At 68.9% G+C, this 18,164-nt stretch carries 21 protein-coding genes; 5 read left to right on the top strand and 16 right to left on the bottom strand.

Annotation, left to right across the window (positions count from 1 at the left end):
• Position 1 precedes the first annotated feature (1 nt).
• The 9 genes from atpB to thyX form a co-directional block, all read right to left on the bottom strand.
• Positions 2–799: a F0F1 ATP synthase subunit A gene (atpB, locus tag ACRSBM_RS05305; protein ID WP_434440265.1), complete on the bottom strand. Its 798-nt coding sequence runs from the start codon at positions 797–799 to the stop codon at positions 2–4.
• A gap of 98 nt (positions 800–897) precedes the next feature.
• Positions 898–2,424: a CBS domain-containing protein gene (locus ACRSBM_RS05300; RefSeq protein ID WP_434440263.1), complete on the bottom strand. Its 1,527-nt coding sequence runs from the start codon at positions 2,422–2,424 to the stop codon at positions 898–900.
• Positions 2,425–2,514: 90 nt separating this feature from the next.
• Positions 2,515–4,194, bottom strand: coding sequence for a ribonuclease J (locus ACRSBM_RS05295; protein ID WP_434440261.1), 1,680 nt, complete (start codon positions 4,192–4,194; stop codon positions 2,515–2,517).
• Entirely contained in the window at positions 4,191–5,087 is an 897-nt protein-coding gene (gene dapA / locus ACRSBM_RS05290) for a 4-hydroxy-tetrahydrodipicolinate synthase (protein ID WP_434440259.1), read from the bottom strand. Before dapA ends, ACRSBM_RS05295 begins: the two co-directional genes overlap by 4 nt.
• A 19-nt stretch (positions 5,088–5,106) precedes the next feature.
• Entirely contained in the window at positions 5,107–5,718 is a 612-nt protein-coding gene (locus ACRSBM_RS05285) for a TIGR03085 family metal-binding protein (protein ID WP_434440257.1), read from the bottom strand.
• 24 nt (positions 5,719–5,742) lie between these two features.
• Positions 5,743–6,156 carry a hypothetical protein gene (locus ACRSBM_RS05280; RefSeq protein WP_434440255.1) on the bottom strand — a complete coding sequence of 138 codons (414 nt, stop codon included), beginning with the start codon at positions 6,154–6,156 and terminating at the stop codon, positions 5,743–5,745.
• A 2-nt stretch (positions 6,157–6,158) separates the two neighbouring features.
• A complete protein-coding gene (locus ACRSBM_RS05275) occupies positions 6,159–7,598 on the bottom strand; it encodes a protein kinase domain-containing protein (RefSeq protein ID WP_434440253.1) in 1,440 nt (479 codons plus the stop codon).
• Between the two features lie 71 nt (positions 7,599–7,669).
• On the bottom strand, positions 7,670–8,083 hold the full coding sequence (locus ACRSBM_RS05270; protein WP_434440251.1) for an ACT domain-containing protein: 414 nt from the start codon (positions 8,081–8,083) through the stop codon (positions 7,670–7,672).
• A 5-nt stretch (positions 8,084–8,088) separates the two neighbouring features.
• Entirely contained in the window at positions 8,089–8,793 is a 705-nt protein-coding gene (thyX, locus tag ACRSBM_RS05265) for an FAD-dependent thymidylate synthase (RefSeq protein WP_434440249.1), read from the bottom strand.
• A gap of 67 nt (positions 8,794–8,860) precedes the next feature.
• Between thyX and ACRSBM_RS05260 the strand changes: the two genes are divergently transcribed.
• Both ACRSBM_RS05260 and ACRSBM_RS05255 read left to right on the top strand, forming a co-directional pair.
• Positions 8,861–9,364 carry a toxin-antitoxin system HicB family antitoxin gene (locus tag ACRSBM_RS05260; protein WP_434440247.1) on the top strand — a complete coding sequence of 168 codons (504 nt, stop codon included), beginning with the start codon at positions 8,861–8,863 and terminating at the stop codon, positions 9,362–9,364.
• A gap of 5 nt (positions 9,365–9,369) precedes the next feature.
• On the top strand, positions 9,370–10,290 hold the full coding sequence (locus ACRSBM_RS05255) for a DUF4097 family beta strand repeat-containing protein (RefSeq protein WP_434440245.1): 921 nt from the start codon (positions 9,370–9,372) through the stop codon (positions 10,288–10,290).
• 86 nt (positions 10,291–10,376) lie between these two features.
• Here ACRSBM_RS05255 and ACRSBM_RS05250 read toward each other — a convergent pair whose 3' ends face one another.
• The 3 genes from ACRSBM_RS05250 to ACRSBM_RS05240 are packed head-to-tail and all read right to left on the bottom strand — an operon-like array spanning position 10,377 to position 12,489.
• Entirely contained in the window at positions 10,377–10,871 is a 495-nt protein-coding gene (locus ACRSBM_RS05250; RefSeq protein WP_434440243.1) for a hypothetical protein, read from the bottom strand.
• 18 nt (positions 10,872–10,889) lie between these two features.
• On the bottom strand, positions 10,890–11,498 hold the full coding sequence (locus tag ACRSBM_RS05245; RefSeq protein ID WP_434440241.1) for a TetR family transcriptional regulator: 609 nt from the start codon (positions 11,496–11,498) through the stop codon (positions 10,890–10,892).
• Positions 11,499–11,505: 7 nt separating this feature from the next.
• Positions 11,506–12,489 (bottom strand): aldo/keto reductase, encoded by a 984-nt coding sequence (locus tag ACRSBM_RS05240; protein WP_434440239.1) that lies wholly within the window; start codon positions 12,487–12,489, stop codon positions 11,506–11,508.
• A gap of 125 nt (positions 12,490–12,614) precedes the next feature.
• Between ACRSBM_RS05240 and ACRSBM_RS05235 the strand changes: the two genes are divergently transcribed.
• The gene (locus ACRSBM_RS05235) at positions 12,615–13,157 is read left to right on the top strand and encodes an ArsR/SmtB family transcription factor (RefSeq protein ID WP_434440237.1); all 543 of its coding nucleotides are present in this window, start codon (positions 12,615–12,617) and stop codon (positions 13,155–13,157) included.
• Positions 13,154–14,029 carry an SRPBCC family protein gene (locus ACRSBM_RS05230; protein WP_434440235.1) on the top strand — a complete coding sequence of 292 codons (876 nt, stop codon included), beginning with the start codon at positions 13,154–13,156 and terminating at the stop codon, positions 14,027–14,029. The genes ACRSBM_RS05235 and ACRSBM_RS05230 overlap by 4 nt, the downstream gene beginning before the upstream one ends.
• Before the next feature lie 102 nt (positions 14,030–14,131).
• Here ACRSBM_RS05230 and ACRSBM_RS05225 read toward each other — a convergent pair whose 3' ends face one another.
• From ACRSBM_RS05225 to ACRSBM_RS05210, 4 genes are all read right to left on the bottom strand, one after another.
• Entirely contained in the window at positions 14,132–14,776 is a 645-nt protein-coding gene (locus tag ACRSBM_RS05225; RefSeq protein WP_434440233.1) for a TetR/AcrR family transcriptional regulator, read from the bottom strand.
• A 4-nt stretch (positions 14,777–14,780) separates the two neighbouring features.
• Positions 14,781–15,707, bottom strand: a complete 927-nt coding sequence (locus ACRSBM_RS05220) for an oxidoreductase (protein WP_434440231.1) — start codon at positions 15,705–15,707, stop codon at positions 14,781–14,783.
• A 113-nt stretch (positions 15,708–15,820) separates the two neighbouring features.
• Positions 15,821–16,318: a hypothetical protein gene (locus tag ACRSBM_RS05215; protein WP_434452973.1), complete on the bottom strand. Its 498-nt coding sequence runs from the start codon at positions 16,316–16,318 to the stop codon at positions 15,821–15,823.
• A gap of 30 nt (positions 16,319–16,348) precedes the next feature.
• Positions 16,349–16,891, bottom strand: a complete 543-nt coding sequence (locus ACRSBM_RS05210) for a GNAT family N-acetyltransferase (RefSeq protein WP_434440229.1) — start codon at positions 16,889–16,891, stop codon at positions 16,349–16,351.
• Between the two features lie 70 nt (positions 16,892–16,961).
• On the opposite strand from ACRSBM_RS05210, the gene ACRSBM_RS05205 reads away from it, so the two are divergent.
• A complete protein-coding gene (locus ACRSBM_RS05205; RefSeq protein ID WP_434440227.1) occupies positions 16,962–18,164 on the top strand; it encodes a winged helix-turn-helix domain-containing protein in 1,203 nt (400 codons plus the stop codon).

Below are 18,164 nucleotides of genomic sequence, written 5' to 3'. Positions count from 1 at the left end.
GTCAGTGCTGCTCGGCCAGCGCGCGGCCGATGAAGTGCGCCGACAGCAGGGCGAAGATGTACGCCTGCAGGACCTGCACCAGCGCCTCCAGGAAGAACAGCGCGATCGCGATCGCGAAGCCCACCAGCGACACCGGCTTGAGGTAGATCGGCGCGCTGAGGAGCACGAACTCGCTGCCGAGCGTGAACACCAGGATCAGCAGGTGGCCGGCGAACATCGCCGCGAACACCCGGATCGCGAGCGTCAGCGGGTCGAAGAAGAACTTCAGGATGACCTCGGTCGGGATCAGCAGACCCCACAGCACCGGCTTCGGCACGTACGCGACGATGAACTGGTTGCGCAGGTAGCCGCGCAGGCCGAACTTCCTGATGCCCACGAAGTGGTAGAGCGGGAACACGATGAGCAGCGCCACCGCCAGCGGGAAACCGCTGTGCGTGAACGTCGGGAACTGCACGAACGGGATCAACCCGTAGACGTTGTTCACCAGCACGAAGCAGAAGATGCTGACGATCAGCGGCACGTACGGCGCGAACTCCTTCGCGCCGATCTGCTCGCGCGCGATGGTGTTGCGGCCGAAGTCGTAGACCGACTCGGCGGCGAACTGCCAGCGCGACGGGATCAGCTTCATGTTCCTGGTCGTGACCAGGAAGAACGTCAGGATGATCGCCACCGACGCGACCAGCAGCACCTGCGGCTTGGTCGGTGCGAAGTCGAACGGCAGGCCGAACGGCTCGTACCAGGTGAAGATGGGCGGCAGAAGAATGTCGTCTTTGCCTGGAGGTGCGAAAACATCGGCCATTGGGCGAACCCCCTCGTCCATGGTCTGGGAGTAGACCTTAGCGGACGAGGGGGACGCAGGTCACAGCAGGGTCACGAAACGACCGCGTGCACGCCGAATCACGGCAGCGGATCGACCACGCGCAACATGCGCAGCAACCCGTGCAGCGGCGCCAGTTCGTCGTCGGACAGCGCGCCACCGCTGAAGTGCATCAGGCTGTTGCGCATCTCGCGGACCTCGTTGAACAGCCGCAGGAACGCCTCGTGGTCGAGCCGCCACCGCAACCGCCGCCACATCTGCTCATCCTTGAGCACCTGCTGGTAGAGGCCGAGCATCGGCTTCTGGCCGTTGAGGACCTGCTGCCGCTGTCGTGGGGTGGCCTTGGCTGCCACTTCCTCGACGGTGAAGGCGACGCCCAAGGTCCGGTGCAGACGTTGCTCTATCTCCTCCAGCAACACGAACGGTCGCACCACACCGTCGAACTGCTGCGTGAGGTCGGCCGTGGTGACGATTCCGCTGATCACGCGATCCGGCCCGCGAACGAACACGTAGCCGGTCGCGTAGATCTCGGCGATCTGGTTGAGCAGGTCCTCGTTGTGCTCGACCACCCGGACGTGCACCAGCGCGTCCTCGACCTGCACCGCGCGCTCGGTCATGTCCGCCTGGCCGATGGACTCCCAGCTGACCGCGCCGCGCAGCTCGCCATCTTCTTCGACCACCGCGAGCTGCGAGAAGTTGTGGGTGAGCATGAGCGTCCGCGCCTTGACCAAGGGATCGTGCAGCCGAACCGACACCACACCGGCCGTGGCAGACCTGATCCTGCCGACGTGCAACTTGATCAGACGCGCCTCCACCGGGTCCGCCGCTTCCGGCTCGATCGGTGCACCGTCGTCGACGGCCGACTCCAGGACGACCACGCCGTCCGCGTCGCTCCGCATGATCGACGGTCTCGCGACGAGCCCCTTCTCCTCCAGCGCGAGCTCGATCGTGGCCGACACGTCAGGCGACTTGCGGTGCGCGCCGAACAGCTCCAGCAGCCGCCGCACCGTGATCCGCACGGGCCTCTCCGGGGCGGACTGCAGCGCGTCAGCCAGGAACGACACCGCATCGGCCGGCACACCGCTCACCGCATCGTCCGCGCCGGAACCCGGATCCACACCCGACTCGGCGAGCAGCGCGATCCTGCGCGGGGCGCCGAACTTGCGCAGCCCGGCGATCGTGAGCAACGAACCCAGGCTCGCCAGCAGGTCCGGCCCCACCGCGGCACGCGGCAGGTCGGTGCGCAGCCATTCGACCGGCCGCACGTGCTGAAACCCTGGCGGGTGCGTCGCCCGGTACCGGTACTCGCCGCTCACCCGGCCTATCGCGATCAGGCGCGTCCTCTTCAACGGCATCACGACGTGGTCGCCGATCTGAATCTCGCGAAGCAGACGCCACAGCTGGCCGACCCAGTTGTCGATCGAGCCCTTCTTGGACTCCGGGTAGGCGGCGCGCAGCGCGAACCTCAGTTCGTCACGGTCCGCGCACCCGCTGATGTCGCCCAGACCCGGCCAGCCCGCGATGAACAGGCCCTGATCGAGCGCATCGGCCTCGCGCTCACCGTCTTTGCCTCCGCGCACGAGCCATGCAGCAGGCGGTTCCGCCATGTCGTCCCCTCCCAGGAGGGGACGACAGTACCCAGCGGCTCGTTCGCCACCAAACTGATCACGACGGTGGCGTGCCGGACGAGCTTGGTGTCAGACCGGGATGACGGTGGGCACGATCATCGGCCGGCGGCGGTAGGTCTCCGCCACCCAGCGCCCCACGACCCGCCGCACGGCCTGCGCGATGCGGTGCGTGTCGGTGATGCCCTCGGCCTCGGTCCGCGCCAGCTCCATCTCCACGAGCGGCACGACCGCCTCCAACGCCTTGGGGTCGTCGGAGAAGCCACGGCCGGAGATCGTCGGCGCCACGACGGCGCGTCCCGTCGTCCGGTCGATGGCGACCGAGATCGAGATGAAGCCGCCCTCGCCCAGCACCAGGCGGTCCGACAGCGTCGACTCGCCGACGTCACCCACGGACAGACCGTCGACGTACACGTGTCCGACGACGACTCGGCCGGACACGGCGGCCTTGCCATCGATCAGGTCCACGACGACGCCGTCCTCGGCGATCACCACGTGGTCCTCGGCGACTCCGGTCGCGACCGCGAGGGCCGCGTTCGCGCGCAGGTGCCTCCACTCGCCGTGCACGGGCATCACGTTGGACGGCCGGACGGCGTTGTACAGGAACAGGAGCTCGCCGGCCGGTGAGTGGCCGGAGACGTGGACCTTGGCGTTGCCCTGGTGCACGACGGTCGCGCCGAGCTTGGCGAGGCCGTTGACCACGTTGAAGACCGCGTTCTCGTTGCCGGGGATCAGCGACGACGCGAGGATCACCGTGTCGCCCTCGCGGATCGAGATCTGGCGGTGATCACCGCGGGCCATGCGGGACAGCGCCGAGAGCGGCTCGCCCTGCGAACCGGTGGAGACGAAGATGACCTCGTTCTCCTCCATCCGCATCGCGACGTCGAGGTCGACGAACAGCCCGTCCGGCACGTTCAGGAAGCCGAGGTCGGACGCGATGCCCATGTTGCGGACCATCGACCGGCCGACGAACGCGATCTTGCGCTGGTACTGCACGGCGACGTCGAGCACCTGCTGGACGCGGTGCACGTGCGAGGCGAAGCAGGCCACGATGACCCGCTGGTCGGCCTTGCGGATCACGTTCTCCAGCACGGGGCCGATCTCGCGCTCGGGCACCACGAAGCCGGGCACCTCGGCGTTGGTCGAGTCGACCAGGAAGAGGTCGACGCCCTCGTCGCCCAGCCGCGAGAAGCCCGCCAGGTCGGTCAGCCGGCCGTCCAGTGGCAGCTGGTCGAGCTTGATGTCGCCGGTGTGCAGGACGAGGCCCGCACTGGTCCTGATCGCGACGGCCAGCGCGTCCGGGATGGAGTGGTTGACGGCGAAGAACTCGAGCTCGAACGGCCCGTACGAGCGCCGCTCCCCCTCCTTCACCTCCACGAGCCGCGGGGTCTGGCGGTGCTCACGGCACTTGGCGGCGAGCAGCGCCAGCGTGAAGCGGGAGCCCACGACCTGCACGTCGGGGCGGAGCTTCAGCATGAACGGGACCGCGCCGATGTGGTCCTCGTGGCCGTGCGTCAGGACGATGGCCTCGATGTCGTCGAGCCGGTCCTCGATGGCGCGGAAGTCGGGCAGGATCAGGTCCACGCCCGGTTGGTCGTCTTCGGGGAACAGAACGCCGCAGTCGACCACGAGCAGCCGGCCGGCGTGCTCGAAAACGGTCATGTTGCGGCCGATCTCGCCAATTCCGCCGAGTGCGACGACGCGGAGGCCGCCTTCCGGCAGTGCGGGCGGCAATTCGGTCGATTGGGTCACGCGTTGACTCCCAGTTCGGCCGCGATGGCCTCGATGTCCTCGGCGGCGGCAGGCACCAGCGGCAGACGGGGTTCACCCACGTCCAGTCCGCGCAGGCGTAGCGCAGCCTTCGTGTACGTCACGCCGGGTACCCGGCGGAAAGGTCGCAGCAGCGGCAGCAGCGACTCGTGGATTTCTTTTGCCCGGGCCACGTCTCCGGCTTCGTACGCTTCAACGAGATCCCGCAGGCGATCGGCCGCGAGGTGGCCGATGACGCTCACGAACCCGACGGCGCCCACGGACAGCCACGGCAGGTTCAGCGGGTCGTCGCCCGAGTAGTAGGCGAGGTCGGTGCTCGCGATCACCCGGCTGCCCGCGTGCAGGTCGCCCTTGGCGTCCTTCACGGCGAGGATGCGCGGGTGTTCCGCCAGGCGCAGGAGGGTGTCGACCTCGATCGGCACGACCGCGCGTGGCGGGATGTCGTACAGCATCACCGGCAGTTCCGACGCGTCGGCGACGGCGGTGAAGTGGGCCAGCAGGCCCTCCTGCGGAGGCTTCGAGTAGTACGGCGTCACGACCAGCACTCCGTGCGCACCGGCCTTCGAAGCCTGCTGCACGAGGTGAATGCTGTGCGCGGTGTCATACGTGCCCGCACCGGCGACCACGGTCGCACGGTCGCCCACGGCCTCGACGACGGCGGTGAGCAGCGCGGCTTTCTCGCGATCGGTCGTCGTCGGGCTCTCACCGGTCGTGCCGTTCACGACCAGGCCGTCGTTGCCCAGGTCCACCAGGTGTTTCGCCAGTTCCTGCGCCTTGGCGAGGTCGACCTCACCCCGCGAGTCGAACGGCGTGACCATAGCGGTGAGAACGCGGCCGAACGGGCGGTCCGGCCCTGCGTACGGGCTTCCTGGCATGCGCAGAAACTACCCGAGTTCACACACTTCGGTTCAACGACCGCACCCGTTGCACCGCGTCGGCGTCACCGCTGTACTCGACGCGGACCTCGTCGCGCCCGAACGCGAGCATCACGAGCTCAGTCACCTCACCGGTGATCACCACACCGTTCGCGCCCTGCTTGGCCACGACGTGCTCGCCGTCGGGCCGCACCAGCGTCACGCCGACGGGCGACGACCGGTAGGTGAACTTCGCGGTGAACGGCAGGTACTTCCACAGCACGTTCTCGCGCATCGCGTCGTACGGGCGCGGCTCCCAACCGGGCTGCGCCCGCCGTACGTCCTCGTGGTGCACGAAGTACTCGGTGGTGTTGACCCACTTGTCGATCGGGGCGACCCAGAACGGCGGCGTGCGCACGAGGTCGAGCAGGTCTCCCCACGTCTTGTGGGCGTAGTCCTGCTGCACCTTCTCCGCGTACTTCGCGAACGGCGCCAGGAGGATGCCGGGCGCGGTGTCCAGGCGTCTCTCCCGGATCGCCAGGTGCGCGGCGAGGTCCTTGGCCGACCAGGTGCCGCACAACGTGGGCGCGTCCGGGCCTAGCTCGGTCATCAGGTCGACGAGCGCCTTGCGTTCATCGCGGGCGAGACTCACCCGACCATTGCACCACACACCGGCTCAGGCCTCGTTCGGCTTGTAGCAGCCCTGGAAGCCCTCCGGCTTGGCCGAGTTGTCCGCGAGCAGCTTCACGACCTGGTCGCGGTTCAGGTTCTCCGGATATCCCGGCCAGTCCGGTTCCTGCCCGCCCACGTGCAGTTCGTCCAGCCAGTAGCCGGACTGCCCCGAGATCTTGGCGAACTCGAGGTCGCAGCCCTTCACCCGCACCATCACCTCGATGGTGCTCTGCGAGGACTTGACCGTGCGCTTGCCGACCTTCTTGGACTTCTTCTCCTTCTCGGTGCTCGGCTCGCCGACGGTGGTGAAACCGGCGGCCTTGAGCTCGGCGACGAACTTGTCCTCGTTGCCGGAGCAGGCCGACAAAACGCTCGCGCTGCCGAGGACCAGCAGGACGGAGACGATCTTTCTCTTCACCTTTAGTTGTCCTTCTTCGCGCTGATGGTGCCGTCCAACTGACTGCCGTCCTTCTTGCTCGCCACGCAGTAGATCCGGCGCTCGGCGCTGTCGTTCTTGTCCTTGCGCCACGCCGTCTCGGTCGGGACCAGCGTGGTGAGCTTGAGGTTCTCGCCGTCCTTGACCCACTGCGAGCTCAGCGTCAGCTCGCAGCGGGCGACACCGAGGCTCTTCAGCGCCTCGACGCCGGGGTAGGCCGCGTCGGGCAGGCTCGAGCTCACCGGCAGGGTCTCGGCCGCGTCGAACACCTCGAAGTCGTGCGGTTTGTCGCACTCCTCGCGAACGTCCGAGTCGAGCTGCTTGGTCGGCGCGACGGCCCCGTTGCCGCACGCGTTCTCGGACAGGCCGAAGACGGGGACCTCGCCTCCCTCCCCGTAGGTCAGCGCCTGGCCGTCGCTGCCGCCGGGGGTCGTGAACGCCTTGTGCGCGTAGATGCCGCCGGTGAACGCCGCCGCGGCGATGACGACGGCGGCGACCAGCGCGAGGATGCGGTTGCGCTTCTTCTTCGCCGGGTCGGCGGCAGGAGCCTGCTGGTACTGCTGCGTGGCCTGCGGCGAGATCCCGGTGGGCGGCGTCGGCTGGTTGCCGATGCTCGAGAGCATGGCGCGGGCCTGCGGGCCGGACAGCCGGGCGTTCGGGTCGGCGATCAGCAGACCGGTGATGACGGCACTGAGAACGCCGGTCGCGCGGGTCAGCCGCGGGGTCTCGCTCATGATCGCGTGCAGCGTCGAGGCCGTGGAGGAGCGCTCGAACGGGCTCCAGCCCTCGACGGCGTAGCACAGGGTCGCGCCCAGCGCCCAGAGGTCGGACGCGGAGCCCGCCTCGTGGCCGTGGATGCGCTCCGGCGACATGTACGCGGGCGAGCCGATAAGGCTGCCGCTGGTCGTGAGGCGCGGGTCGTCGACGGCCTGGGCGATGCCGAAGTCGGTGAGCTTGACCTTGCCGTCCGGGCGGACCATCAGGTTGCCGGGCTTGACGTCGCGGTGCACGATCCCGGCCGCGTGCGCGGTCTCCAGCGCCGACAACGTCTGCAGGGCGATCGACACGACCTGGTTCGGCGGCATCGGGCCGTGCGTGCTGATCAACGTCGACAGCGTCGCCGCCTCGACGAGCTCCATCACGATGTACGTGGTGCCGTTCTCGTTGATGGCGTCGAACACCGTCACGACGGCGGGGTCGTTGAGCTTGCCGGCGGTGCGCGCCTCACGCAGAGCGCGCTCTTCGAGCACCCGGCGCTCCTCGTGCGCGATGCCGTCCGGCAGGTGCAGTTCCTTGATCGCGACGAAGCGTCCGATGTGGCGGTCCTGGGCACGCCACACGATGCCCATGCCACCGCGGCCGAGCTCCGCCACCAGGGCGTACCTGCCCGCGATGACGCGCGGTTCGACTGCCTGTCCGTGCAACGTGCGCTCCTACGACGGGGGAACCGAGGGCGATGACGGTACTTGAGACCCGCCGACTGGAGGATCGGTTCCTACACTTCCGGCGCTACAACCAGTTCGTGACCTGCGGCACGCAACGCCTTCACCGCGCGCCCCAGGTCCGCCTGCTTCACGAGCAGGTGGTCGGTGTCGTAGGTGGACAGTGCGAACAACGAGACGCCCGCCGCCGCCAGTTCACCCGCGAGCGCGGCCATGATGCCGGTGAGGGTGAACTCCAGCGGCCCACGCACGGTGAGCAGCCGCCAGCCCTTCTCCACCGAATACGCCGGCACCTCGCCCGCGATCCTGTACGACGACGGCGCGATGATCGACAGCTCGTCCGGAGTCCTGGTCACGGACACCAGGCAGTCGGTGAGGTCAAGCAGCCCTGCCGGAACTCCCGCCCCCGGGTGGTTGCGCGTCACGGTGTACTCGCCAGGCCGGACGTCCACGATGAGCCGCTTCATGGATGTCAGCCTTCAACCACCAGCGGGCTGGAGGCAACTTCTGTGCCGTCCGGGAGTGTCGAGATGACGAAGTCCGCGAACGCGTTCGGCGCCGCCTTCGTCAGTTCGCGCAGACAGGCGACGGCGAGCTCACGCAGTTCGACGTTGATGTGCTCGGTGGCGCGCATCGCGATGAAGTGCCGCCACGAGCGGTAGTTGCCCGTCACCACGATCTCGGTGCCCGTGGCGTTGGGCAGCACGGACCGTGCGATCTGCCGCGCGCGCCGGCCGTTGACGGTCTTCTCCAGGCTCTGCACCAGGTCCTCGTACGCCCGCAGGCTCGCCTCGGTCGCGGCGGCGAACCGCGCGTGCAGCTCGGGGTCCCGCGCGATCAGGTCCGGCTCGACGACGTCGGTCGGGTCGGTGCGCTGGGAGAGCTGCGAGTACGAGAAGTGCCGGTGCCGGATCAGCTCGTGGGTGAGCGAGCGGGGCAGCTCGGTCAGGTAGAGCGTCGCGCTGCCGTGCTCGAACGCGGCGAGGTGCCCGACGTCGAGCAGGTGGTGCAGGAACGTCGCGTTGGTGTTCGTCATGGGGTTGGAGCGGTCCCACGACTGGTAGCAGGCTCGGCCGGCGAACTCGACGAGCGCCGCGCCACCGTCCGCGTCGGTCGTCCACGGCACGTCGTCCGGCGGGATGAACTCGGTTTTCGCCACCAAGCGCACTCTCGGCATAATCCGACATTAGCCCTGACACCAACTGCTGGTTGCACGATGTCGGAAGTGACGTCATATTGGTGTCATGGATCTGTCGCCGTACATCGCGTCACTGCGCGAGGACCTGGCGACGGCCGCATCTGCGGGGGACGACAACACCCGTCGAACGGCCGCCGCGTTGTCCGCAGCGCTCGAACCAGCCGCGCGACTGGCAATCATGAACGCACTGTCCGACCTGGCCGCGGAGGTCACCGCCGCCCTGGACGGCCAGGTCGTGGACGTCCGGCTCGCGGGCAGGGACGTCCAGGTGGTCGTCACCGGGTCCGCCGAACCGGAGCCGGAACCGGCCCCGCGGCACGAGGTGCCGCTCGGTGACGCCACGGGTGACATCAGCCGCATCACCCTGCGCATGATCAACGAGCTCAAGTCGAAGGCCGAGGCCGCCGCGGCGGCTCAGGGCGTGTCGCTGAACTCGTTCATCCAGCAGGCCGTGGGCGGCGCGGTGCACGCCAAGCACAAGCATCAGCACAAGGGGTGGAGCGGAAACGCCGGTTCGGGCTCGCGGGTCCGCGGATGGGTGCAGGGGTGAGCGAAATGACCGAATCGTCAGAACCAGCTTCGGAACCGACGGAACCGGCCGGCGTCGTGCGCCAGCAGAGCTTCGAGTTCGCGGGCATCGCCGAGATCGACATCTCGCTGCTCAGCGGCCGGGTGCAGGTGCAGCTGGTCGACGCGCCGGGTGTGCACGTCGAGGTGCGGCACGACCCGGCCGCGGGCAACTCGTGGACCGAGGGCCTGTCCAGCGTGCTGAGCTGGGTCAGCGGCCAGTTCGGTCCCGACAAGAGCGCTCCGCAGGCCGGTCCGGAAGAGGCCGTGCGCGACGCACGGGTCGAACTGCTGGGCAACCGCTTGCGCGTCGAGTCGTCGAAGGCGCTGCCGTTGCGTGCCGTGCCGCTCTCCGTGGTGGTGACGGCTCCAGTGGGATCGCACGTGACGTCACGGACCGGCGCGGCGGACGTCGTCGTGACCGGCGGTGCGGGCCGGCTGGACCTGAACACCGGCACGGGCAGCGTGTCCGCGGACCGCGCGACCGACGAGGCCAAGGTGAACTCGGGCGCCGGCACGGTCCGGCTCGGCACGATGCTCTCCTCGCTGAAGGCCAAGACAGGCAGCGGTGACGTCGAGGTGTCGTCGGTGGGCGGCACCGCCACGCTGATCACCGGCACCGGTGACGTGTGGCTGGGTGCCGTGCAGGCCAACGTCCAGGTGCGCACCGGCAGCGGCGACCTGACCGTGGCCGACGCGGCGTCCGGCGAGATCCAGCTCGGCACCGGCTCCGGCCACATCCGGGTCGGCATCCGCCAGGGCACGCTCGCGCGCATCGACCTGGTGTCCACGTCCGGCAACGCCCGCAGCGACTTCGAGGTCTCGGCGCAACCGCTGGGCGACGCCACGCTGACGGTCACCGGCCGCACGAGCAGCGGCAACGCCCTGGTGACCGCCGCCGCGAACTGACCGGGGGGTCGGGTAGGGAACGCGGGGGCCCTACGTTTCCCACAAGGAAACGCAGGGCCCCCGCGTTCCCGAAAAGCAGTCGCCGGCTACGGCTCCTGGAACGGTTTGGAGCCGCCGGGAACGTCGTCCGGGAAGATCGGGCAGCGGATCTCGCCGGTCAGGAACTTCCTGGTGAAGCTCGAGAAGTTCCCGTCGTAGGACCAGCTCTGCCGCAGGTCGGTGATCACGACGGTCCACTCGTCCGGCTCACCGCGGGTGTACCAGAGGCAGTGGTCGCCGTTGACGGTGATCCCCCACGGCAGCAGGCCCGGCGAGTCCGGGTGCACCCGCAGGCCCGGTTGCCTGCGCAGCGCCCGCAGGACCTTGGGCGCCTGCGACATCCAGTTCATGAACCCGGCGCGGGCGGTGGGGTGCAGGATCCTGACGTACCCGCCGACGATCAGCGGCGGATAGGCGTCAGCGAGATGCACGTAGTCGCTGGGTAACACCGTGCCGACCCGTGCGTTGACCGCGTCCCAGTCAACCGGGTCAGGACGCCTCTCGGGCGCTCCCAGCAGGTCGATCCACTCGTCAGGCGGCACCGTTCACCTCCGTGACCCTCAAGCATCGCCTGTGGCACTTGGGCTTCGGTTGTACCTCAGTCCGGCGACGACCAGTGAGACGACGGCGTCGAACGCGTCCTGAATGTGAGGATCTCCCCACTCCTGGGCGTGCGCCGGATGGTGGAACCTGTCGGTCGCGTCCCACACCGCCTGCGCCGTCCTCGCGACGTCGTCCGTCACGAACTCGTGGGTTTCCACTCCCGCCGAAATGATGCGTGCGAGCTGACCCACGAGGTGCTCGAGGTGGTAGTCGATGACGCCGTTGCTCTCGCTGACGAGCGTGCGGAACGTGATGAACAGCTCCAGGTCCTCGGAGTGCGAGACCCGCTTCTTGTCGAAGAGCTTCTGCAGCCAGGCCCTGAGCATCTCGGCTGCGGTGAGACCCTGGTCGAACGCCGGCGTCATCTCGTCGTGGATCGCGTCGAGCCAGCGCCGGGTCACCGCCTCGCGCAGCGCGGCCTTGGTCGCGAAGTGGCGGTAGACGCTGCCGTGGCTGACCCCGAGCGCCTTGGCGACGTCGACCACCGTGGCCTTGGCAGGGCCGTACCTGCGCAGCACCTCTTCGGTCGCCGCGAGGATCGCCTCCGCGGTCAGCGTCTCCGCCACTTCCCACTCACCTCTCGCTGTCCAGCATGGCCATCTGCTCGGCCGCGTACCGCGTGCCCGCGGCCGCCCCGACCGGAACAACAGCCTCGATCTCCTGCAACTCCCGCTCGGTGAACGTCACGTCGACGGCACCGATCGCCTCGTTCAGCCTCGCACGCTTGGTCGTGCCGACGAGAGGCACCACGTCCTCCCCGCGTGCCGCGACCCAGGCGATCGCGAGCTGCGCGACCGTGACGCCCTTGTCCTCCGCGATCTCGTTGAGCTTGCCGACGAGCGCCTGGTTGCGGGTCAGGTTGTCGCCCTGGAACCGGGGCGCGTGGCCGCGCCAGTCGCTCGCGTCGAGGGTGAGCGGCGTGGCCGAGATCAGGCCGCGCGACAGCACGCCGTACGCGGTGATGCTGATGCCGAGCTCACGGGTCGTTCGCAGGATCTCCCGCTCGACGCCGCGCTCCAGCAGGCCGTACTCGATCTGCAGGTCCGTGATCGGGTGGACGGCGTGGGCCCGGCGGATGGTCTCGGCGCCGACCTCGCTCAGGCCGATGTGCCGGACGTGGCCCTTCTCGATCTGCCGCGCGATGGCGCCGATGGTGTCCTCGATCGGCACGGTCGGGTCGAGCCGCGCCGGACGATAGATGTCGACGTGGTCGGTGCCGAGGCGCTGCAGCGAGTACGAGAGGAAGTTGGCCACGGCGGCCGGGCGGGTGTCGAACCCGACGAACGCGCCGTCGGCGTCGCGCATTCCACCGAACTTGACGCTGAGCTGCACCTCGTCGCGGCGGCCCCTGATGGCTTCGCTGATGAGCAGCTCGTTGTGACCCTGGCCGTAGAAGTCGCCGGTGTCGAGCAACGTGACGCCCGCGTCGAGGGCGGCGTGGATGGTCGCGATGCTCTCCTCGCGGTCGGCCGGGCCGTAGGCATTGGACATGCCCATGCAGCCCAGGCCGATGGCGGACACGACCGGGCCGGTGGCTCCGAGCTGACGCTTCTGCATTTCGAACCCCTTCGTCTGTGGTCCCTCCACCATGCCCGATGGACTGACAGATTTCAATATCTGTCAGTCCATACTTGTTCGCTCGATTGACAAAATTGTTTTGAACGTTCAAAGTATTTTTTGCGATGAGAGACGTGATCTATCTGGACCGGATGGAGCAGGCCGAGACCCTGCTCAAGCCGCAGCGCGTGGAGGTGTTGCGGCAGCTCGCCGCGCCGCGCTCGTGCACCGAGGTCGCCGAGGTGCTGGACCAGACGCCGCAACGCGTGCACTACCACGTCAAACAGCTGGTCAAGGCCGGTCTGGTCGCCCAGGTCGCCGAACGCAGGGTGCGCGGCGTCCAGGAGGGCCTCTACCAGGCCGTGGCGCGGTCGTACTGGCTGTCGCCACGGCTGGTCGGCCGGATCGGGTCACGCGACGAACTGGCACTGGGGCACCTCGTGGACCTCGCCGAGCAGATCCAGGTCGACGTGGCGGCGCTCGACAGGTCGAGCGAGCTGCCGTCCGTCGGCGTGTCCGGCGAGATCCGGGTGCGGCCGGAGGAACGCCAGGAGTTCCTGGCCGAGCTGCAGACGACGTTGCAGGACCTCTTCACCCGATACGGCGGCGCGGAGGGGGATGCGTTCCGCATCGCGCTCGCCTGCTACCCGAAGGGAGACGACAGATGAGCACCGGAGTTGTCCGCGTGCGGACTTCCGCACCCACCGCGAGGGTCTACCAGGCCCTGACGACAGCCGAGGACCTGCGAGGATGGCTCGCCGAGCATGCCGCCGTGGACCTGGACCAGGGCACGTTCGAGTTCTGGGGGCGCTACACGCCCGAAGGTGAGCGTGGCCGGCAGAAGCTGCTGGAGGTCACCTCTTCTTCGGTGCGGTTCTCGTGGTTCCTGCACGGCGTCGACTACACGGTCGAGCTCGGCGTGGAGGAGCGCGACGGCGAGACCCTCATCTCCATGTCCAAGTCGCCGTACCCGGAGTGGGGCGCCGCCATCACGGACGAGGCGCACGCGGGCGTCGTCCAGACGTTCTGGTCGTTGGTGCTCGCGAACCTGGTCGAGCACGTCGAGGGCCGGCAGGTGTTCGGGTTCTGCGACTTCACGACGACGGAGCAGCGGTTCGAGGTGGACATCGCGGCGCCGCCGGCCGCCATCATCGACGCGCTGACCGACGCGGACGTGTTCGCGCGGTGGTTCGGCGCCCGGTGCTCGATCGAGCCGCACGTCGGCGGCCGGTGGGCGATGGGGAGCTTCGAGGACGAGGAGACCCCGGCGAAGATCATCGCGCTGGACGGCGAGCACTTCGCGATCGAGTTCCCCGACGGGATGGTGTCGTCCTGGGAGCTGAAGGGCTCGGAGGGCAAGACGCGGCTGACGTTCGTACAGAGTGGGTTCGACGCCGCGGAACCGCCGTTGGGCTCGTGGATGGGCTGGCTGTCCGGGTTCGCGGACCTGCGCCGGATGCTGGAGCTGCCGGACTGGCGTCCGATGTGGCACTCCTACGAAGCTCCCGGCCTGCCCGACGGAATGCTCGTTCTCGAATAATCGAGCGCGAAACGACGGGTGAGAGCCAGATCATTCGGCTCTCACCCGTTCGCGCCTGGCTTTCATCGGCAGAGCATCGATATCTTCGGGGTCGTGCTCGAATCAGCCCGAATCACCGTCGCCGCTGTGCTGATCGCCTTCTCCGTACTGGCGTCGATCCTCTTCCACTAGCAGGCCGGTGATGATCCGCGCGGCGACACGGACGCGCCGGCGGTAGTCGTCGAGCGAACCGGATTCGTACTTGGCGCCCGCCGAGGCGTCGAAGAGGTTCTGGGCGAGCTCGGTGGCGGAGAGCTCCGCTTCCTTCCACGCGGCGGCGTGCCCGGTGCTGGTCAGCAGCGCGGCCACGGCGGTGATGAGCTCCTCCTCCATCCGGGCCATCCGGTCCAGCGCGAAGGACTGCGCCGAGCTCAGCAGCTTGTGGTAGACCTCCCGGTTCACCACGGTGCCGACCGTGACGCCGTGAAACGCCTCGAAGGCCTCGGCCAGCCGGTCCTCGGTCCTGGCGTCCTGATCCAGCGCTCCCCAGGTGGCAGCTCGCAGGTCTGCCAGCATCTGGTCCACGACGGCCCGGAACAGGATGTCCTTCGTCTCGAAGTGCAGGTAGAGACCCTGCCGGGAGATCGCCGCCGCCTTGGCGACGTCGTCCATCGAGGTCTTGCGGAACCCGAAGCGCAGGAACACCTCGATGGCCGCGCGGACGATGCGTTCGCGCCGCTCCGAGCCGTTGGCCGCGTTCTTGTCCACGGTTTCAGCCCTCCTGGCCGGTCGGTGCCGCAAGGGGGTACCGGACCCCGGTCAACCGCGTGCTTTCCTCCCACAACCGGGCCGCGACGGCCGTGTCCTGCGCGTGCCGCGGGATCCGGGTGCGGGCCGGATGTCCCTTCGTGCCGAACAGGCGGGCCGGGCCCCAATAGCTGCCACTGGACGCGTCCGGGTCCGTAGCCGCTCGCATCGTGTTCAGCACCCCCACTTCCGCGGACATCCCGATGAGGGGACTCACCTTCCGCAGCACGGCGGCCGAATGACGGGTGAGGTCGGTGAAGGTCCAGCCGGGATGGAACGCGGTCGACACCACGTCAGCACCCGCCGCCCGCAGCCGGCGACCCAGCTCCAGCGCGAACATCATGTTGGCCAGCTTGCTCTGCGCGTAGGCGGCACTCGTCGAGTACCGGCGCCCGTGCCAGTTCAGGTCCTCGAAGTCGATGCGACCGGTGACCTGCGCCAGGCTGGTCGCGGTCGTCACGCGCGCCTCAGGAGTCCGCAGCAGCAGCGGCAGCAGGTGGCCGGTCAGTGCGAAGTGCCCGAGATGGTTGGTGCCGAACTGCACCTCGAAGCCCTGCGTCGTGCGCGACAGCGGCGGCCACATCACGCCTGCGTTGTTCACCAGAACGTCGAGGCGGTCCTGCCGGTCGCCGAAGTCGGCGGCGAAGCTTCGGACCGAGTCGAGATCGGCGAGGTCGAGCGTCGCGGCGCGAACCGTTCCGGAGGGCCGGCGCGCCCGGATCCGCGTGACCGCCGATTCCGCCTTCGCCGCGTTCCTGCAGGCCAACGTCACGTCCGCGCCCTTGGCCGCGAACATCGCCGCGGCCTGGAACCCCAGGCCTGTGTTGGCCCCCGTGACGATCACCGTTCGGCCGTGCTGGCTCGGAATGTCGTTGACGCTCCACTGGGACACCTGGCCACCCACCATTCGCTTGACGTACTTGACAACTATAGTCCGAAGTGTCAAGCACGCACGCATCGCTGCAGGTCAACCTCTGTTTCTTGGGATTGCCGTCGGACTCGCGGCTAGAACCACGCCATGACCACGGCCGGTGAGGCCGCGAGGAAGCTGAACCGCGCGAAGCGGCCCACCATGCCGGTGGCGACGAACATCAGCGTGGACATGCCCGCGAGTCCGGCGAGCACGCTCGTCGCCATGAACGGCGGCACCCCGACCAGCGCGCTCACCCCGTGGGTGCCCGCCATCCAGTTCGGGTGCGCCCGGCACTTCACGTGGATCCAGTCGCCCCAGCGGTGTATCCGCGTGCCGGGCCCGAACCAGCGCCGGAAGCGGCCCGGCTTGTCGCTCGGCTTGCGGTGCAGGAACTTCGGGAGATGGATGTCGCCACGCGCGGCGTAGAAGTAGAGCAGCTTGCCCAGCACCTGGCCGACGGCCACGGAAAGGCCGACGATCCAGAACGAGACGTCCGGCCAGCGCGCGCAAAGTCCCAGCACGAACATCTCGATGCTGATCAGGGGGACTACCGCCGAGCCGAGCGCGACCCCGAACATGAGGCCAACCAAGGCAAGCACCGTGCCGAGGCTACACACATCTCAGACGTCGAGCGGGACGGTCAGCGGACCGGAGACCCGGACCTCGCGCACCGGACGCCCGCCCGCGTCCAGCGTGCGCACCGTGCCGTCACCCGTCCAGCCCAGTCGTTCGTAGAAGTTCCGGGAGGCCTTGTCGGCTTCCGGCACCCACGCGATGCCGCGCGTCGCACCCGTCGCCGCCAGCCGCCTGGCCGCCTCGGCGACGAGCCGCGTCCCGTGCCCCCGACGACCCCAGCGAGGTTCCACGAGGACGCTCAGCAGTGCGGTGGTGGCGGCGTCCTCAGGCAGTGACCCGTCCGCTTTGGCCACCTCCTCGTCCGGAGCCTTGCTCGCCACGACGAACCCGACGATCCACTCGCCCTCGATCGCCTTGAGCACCGCGCCACCGCGGACGGCCAGCGCCCACGCCTCGTCCGCGTCGAGCGTGTCCAGCACGTCGGGCGGGAGGAGTTCGGCATAGGCGAGCCGCCACGTCTCCCGATGGATGCGGACGATCTCCGAAAGGTCAGCAGCGGTGGCGGTGTGCACGCCGGCGTCGGCCATAGGCGCACCTTATCGACGCCACGTCGCAGAACTGTCAGGGGTGCGTGGCAACATCGGCCCCGTGCAGAGGATGAGTGCCGACGTAGCCCGTCGAATCGCGCTGGGAGCCCAGGGTTTCACCGACCCGAGGCCGTCGTCGGCCACCCGCAGGCACCTGCAGCGGGTGCTGTCCCGCGTGCAGCTGCTGCAGATCGACTCGGTGAACGTGGCCGTGCGCGCGCACTACATGCCGCTGTTCTCCCGCCTGGGCGCCTACGCCCCTTCGCTGCTGGACGACGCCGCGTGGACGCACTCGTCGCGCAAGCCCCGCATGCTCGTCGAGACCTGGGCCCACGAAGCGTCGCTGGTTCCGGTCCTCGACTGGCCGCTCTTCCACTCCGGCGCCAAGAAGCGCGGCTGGTGGCAGAACTACCAGACGATCCTCGAACGCTCGCCCCAGCTGGTCGACGAGGTGCTGGCCGCCGTCAAGGAACTCGGCCCGATCGGCGCCGGCGCCCTGGAGAAGGCCCTGACAGGCGCCTCTGGCCGCGCGAAGGGCCCGTGGTGGGACTGGTCCGAGGTCAAGCGGATCTGCGAGGTCCTGTTCGGCGTCGGCGTCCTCACCACCGGCACCCGTCGTTCGTTCGAGCGCCTGTACGACCTGAGCGAGCGCGTGATCCCCGCCGACGTGCTGGCCCAGAGGTGGACACCGGACGAGGGCGCCCGCGAGCTGGTCACCCGTTCCGCGGTCGCGCTGGGCGTGGCCACCGAACCCGACCTGCGCGACTACTACCGGCTGGACCCGCGCCGCTCCCAGGCGGCCGTGGCGTCACTGGTCGAGGACGGCGTGCTCGAACCGGTGTCGGTAGAGGGCTGGCGTGCCGTCGGCTACCGGCACGTGGACGCCAAAGCCCCGCGCCGAGTCCTGGGGCGCGCTCTGCTGTGCCCGTTCGACCCACTGATCTGGGAACGGGCGCGGACCGAGCGCATCTTCGGCTTCAGGTACCGCATCGAGATCTACGTGCCGGAGCCCCAGCGCGTGCACGGCTACTACGTGTTCCCGTTCCTGCTGGACGGCTCCCTGGTCGCGCGCGTGGACATCAAGGCCGACCGCGCGGCCGGGGTGCTGCGCGTGCAGTCGGCGTGGGCCGAGGACGGCGTCGATCGGCCACGGGTGGCGGCGGAACTCGCGGCCGAGCTGCGGCACATGGCCGACTGGCTCGGCCTGGAGGACGTGCTGGTGGTGCAGAAGGGCGACCTGGCGGCGGAACTGGCGGTCGCGGCCGCCGGCTGA

It is taken from the genome of Lentzea xerophila (assembly GCF_051094245.1).
Classification (GTDB): Bacteria; Actinomycetota; Actinomycetes; order Mycobacteriales; family Pseudonocardiaceae; genus Lentzea; species Lentzea xerophila.
Note: the sequence above shows the minus strand (reverse complement) of the source record. Positions and strands in the feature narration are given on the sequence as shown.

What these genes read in the sequence shown, in the direction of transcription:
- ACRSBM_RS05205 (WP_434440227.1), top strand. Translation starts at nt 16,962, where the DNA reads ATGAGTGCCGACGTAGCCCGTCGAATCGCGCTGGGAGCCCAGGGTTTC.
- ACRSBM_RS05230 (WP_434440235.1), top strand. Translation starts at nt 13,154, where the DNA reads ATGAGCACCGGAGTTGTCCGCGTGCGGACTTCCGCACCCACCGCGAGG.
- thyX (WP_434440249.1), bottom strand. Translation starts at nt 8,793, where the DNA reads ATGCCGAGAGTGCGCTTGGTGGCGAAAACCGAGTTCATCCCGCCGGAC.
- ACRSBM_RS05300 (WP_434440263.1), bottom strand. Translation starts at nt 2,424, where the DNA reads ATGGCGGAACCGCCTGCTGCATGGCTCGTGCGCGGAGGCAAAGACGGT.
- ACRSBM_RS05260 (WP_434440247.1), top strand. Translation starts at nt 8,861, where the DNA reads ATGGATCTGTCGCCGTACATCGCGTCACTGCGCGAGGACCTGGCGACG.
- ACRSBM_RS05235 (WP_434440237.1), top strand. Translation starts at nt 12,615, where the DNA reads ATGAGAGACGTGATCTATCTGGACCGGATGGAGCAGGCCGAGACCCTG.
- atpB (WP_434440265.1), bottom strand. Translation starts at nt 799, where the DNA reads ATGGCCGATGTTTTCGCACCTCCAGGCAAAGACGACATTCTTCTGCCG.
- ACRSBM_RS05210 (WP_434440229.1), bottom strand. Translation starts at nt 16,891, where the DNA reads ATGGCCGACGCCGGCGTGCACACCGCCACCGCTGCTGACCTTTCGGAG.
- dapA (WP_434440259.1), bottom strand. Translation starts at nt 5,087, where the DNA reads ATGCCAGGAAGCCCGTACGCAGGGCCGGACCGCCCGTTCGGCCGCGTT.
- ACRSBM_RS05270 (WP_434440251.1), bottom strand. Translation starts at nt 8,083, where the DNA reads ATGAAGCGGCTCATCGTGGACGTCCGGCCTGGCGAGTACACCGTGACG.
- ACRSBM_RS05255 (WP_434440245.1), top strand. Translation starts at nt 9,370, where the DNA reads ATGACCGAATCGTCAGAACCAGCTTCGGAACCGACGGAACCGGCCGGC.
- ACRSBM_RS05240 (WP_434440239.1), bottom strand. Translation starts at nt 12,489, where the DNA reads ATGCAGAAGCGTCAGCTCGGAGCCACCGGCCCGGTCGTGTCCGCCATC.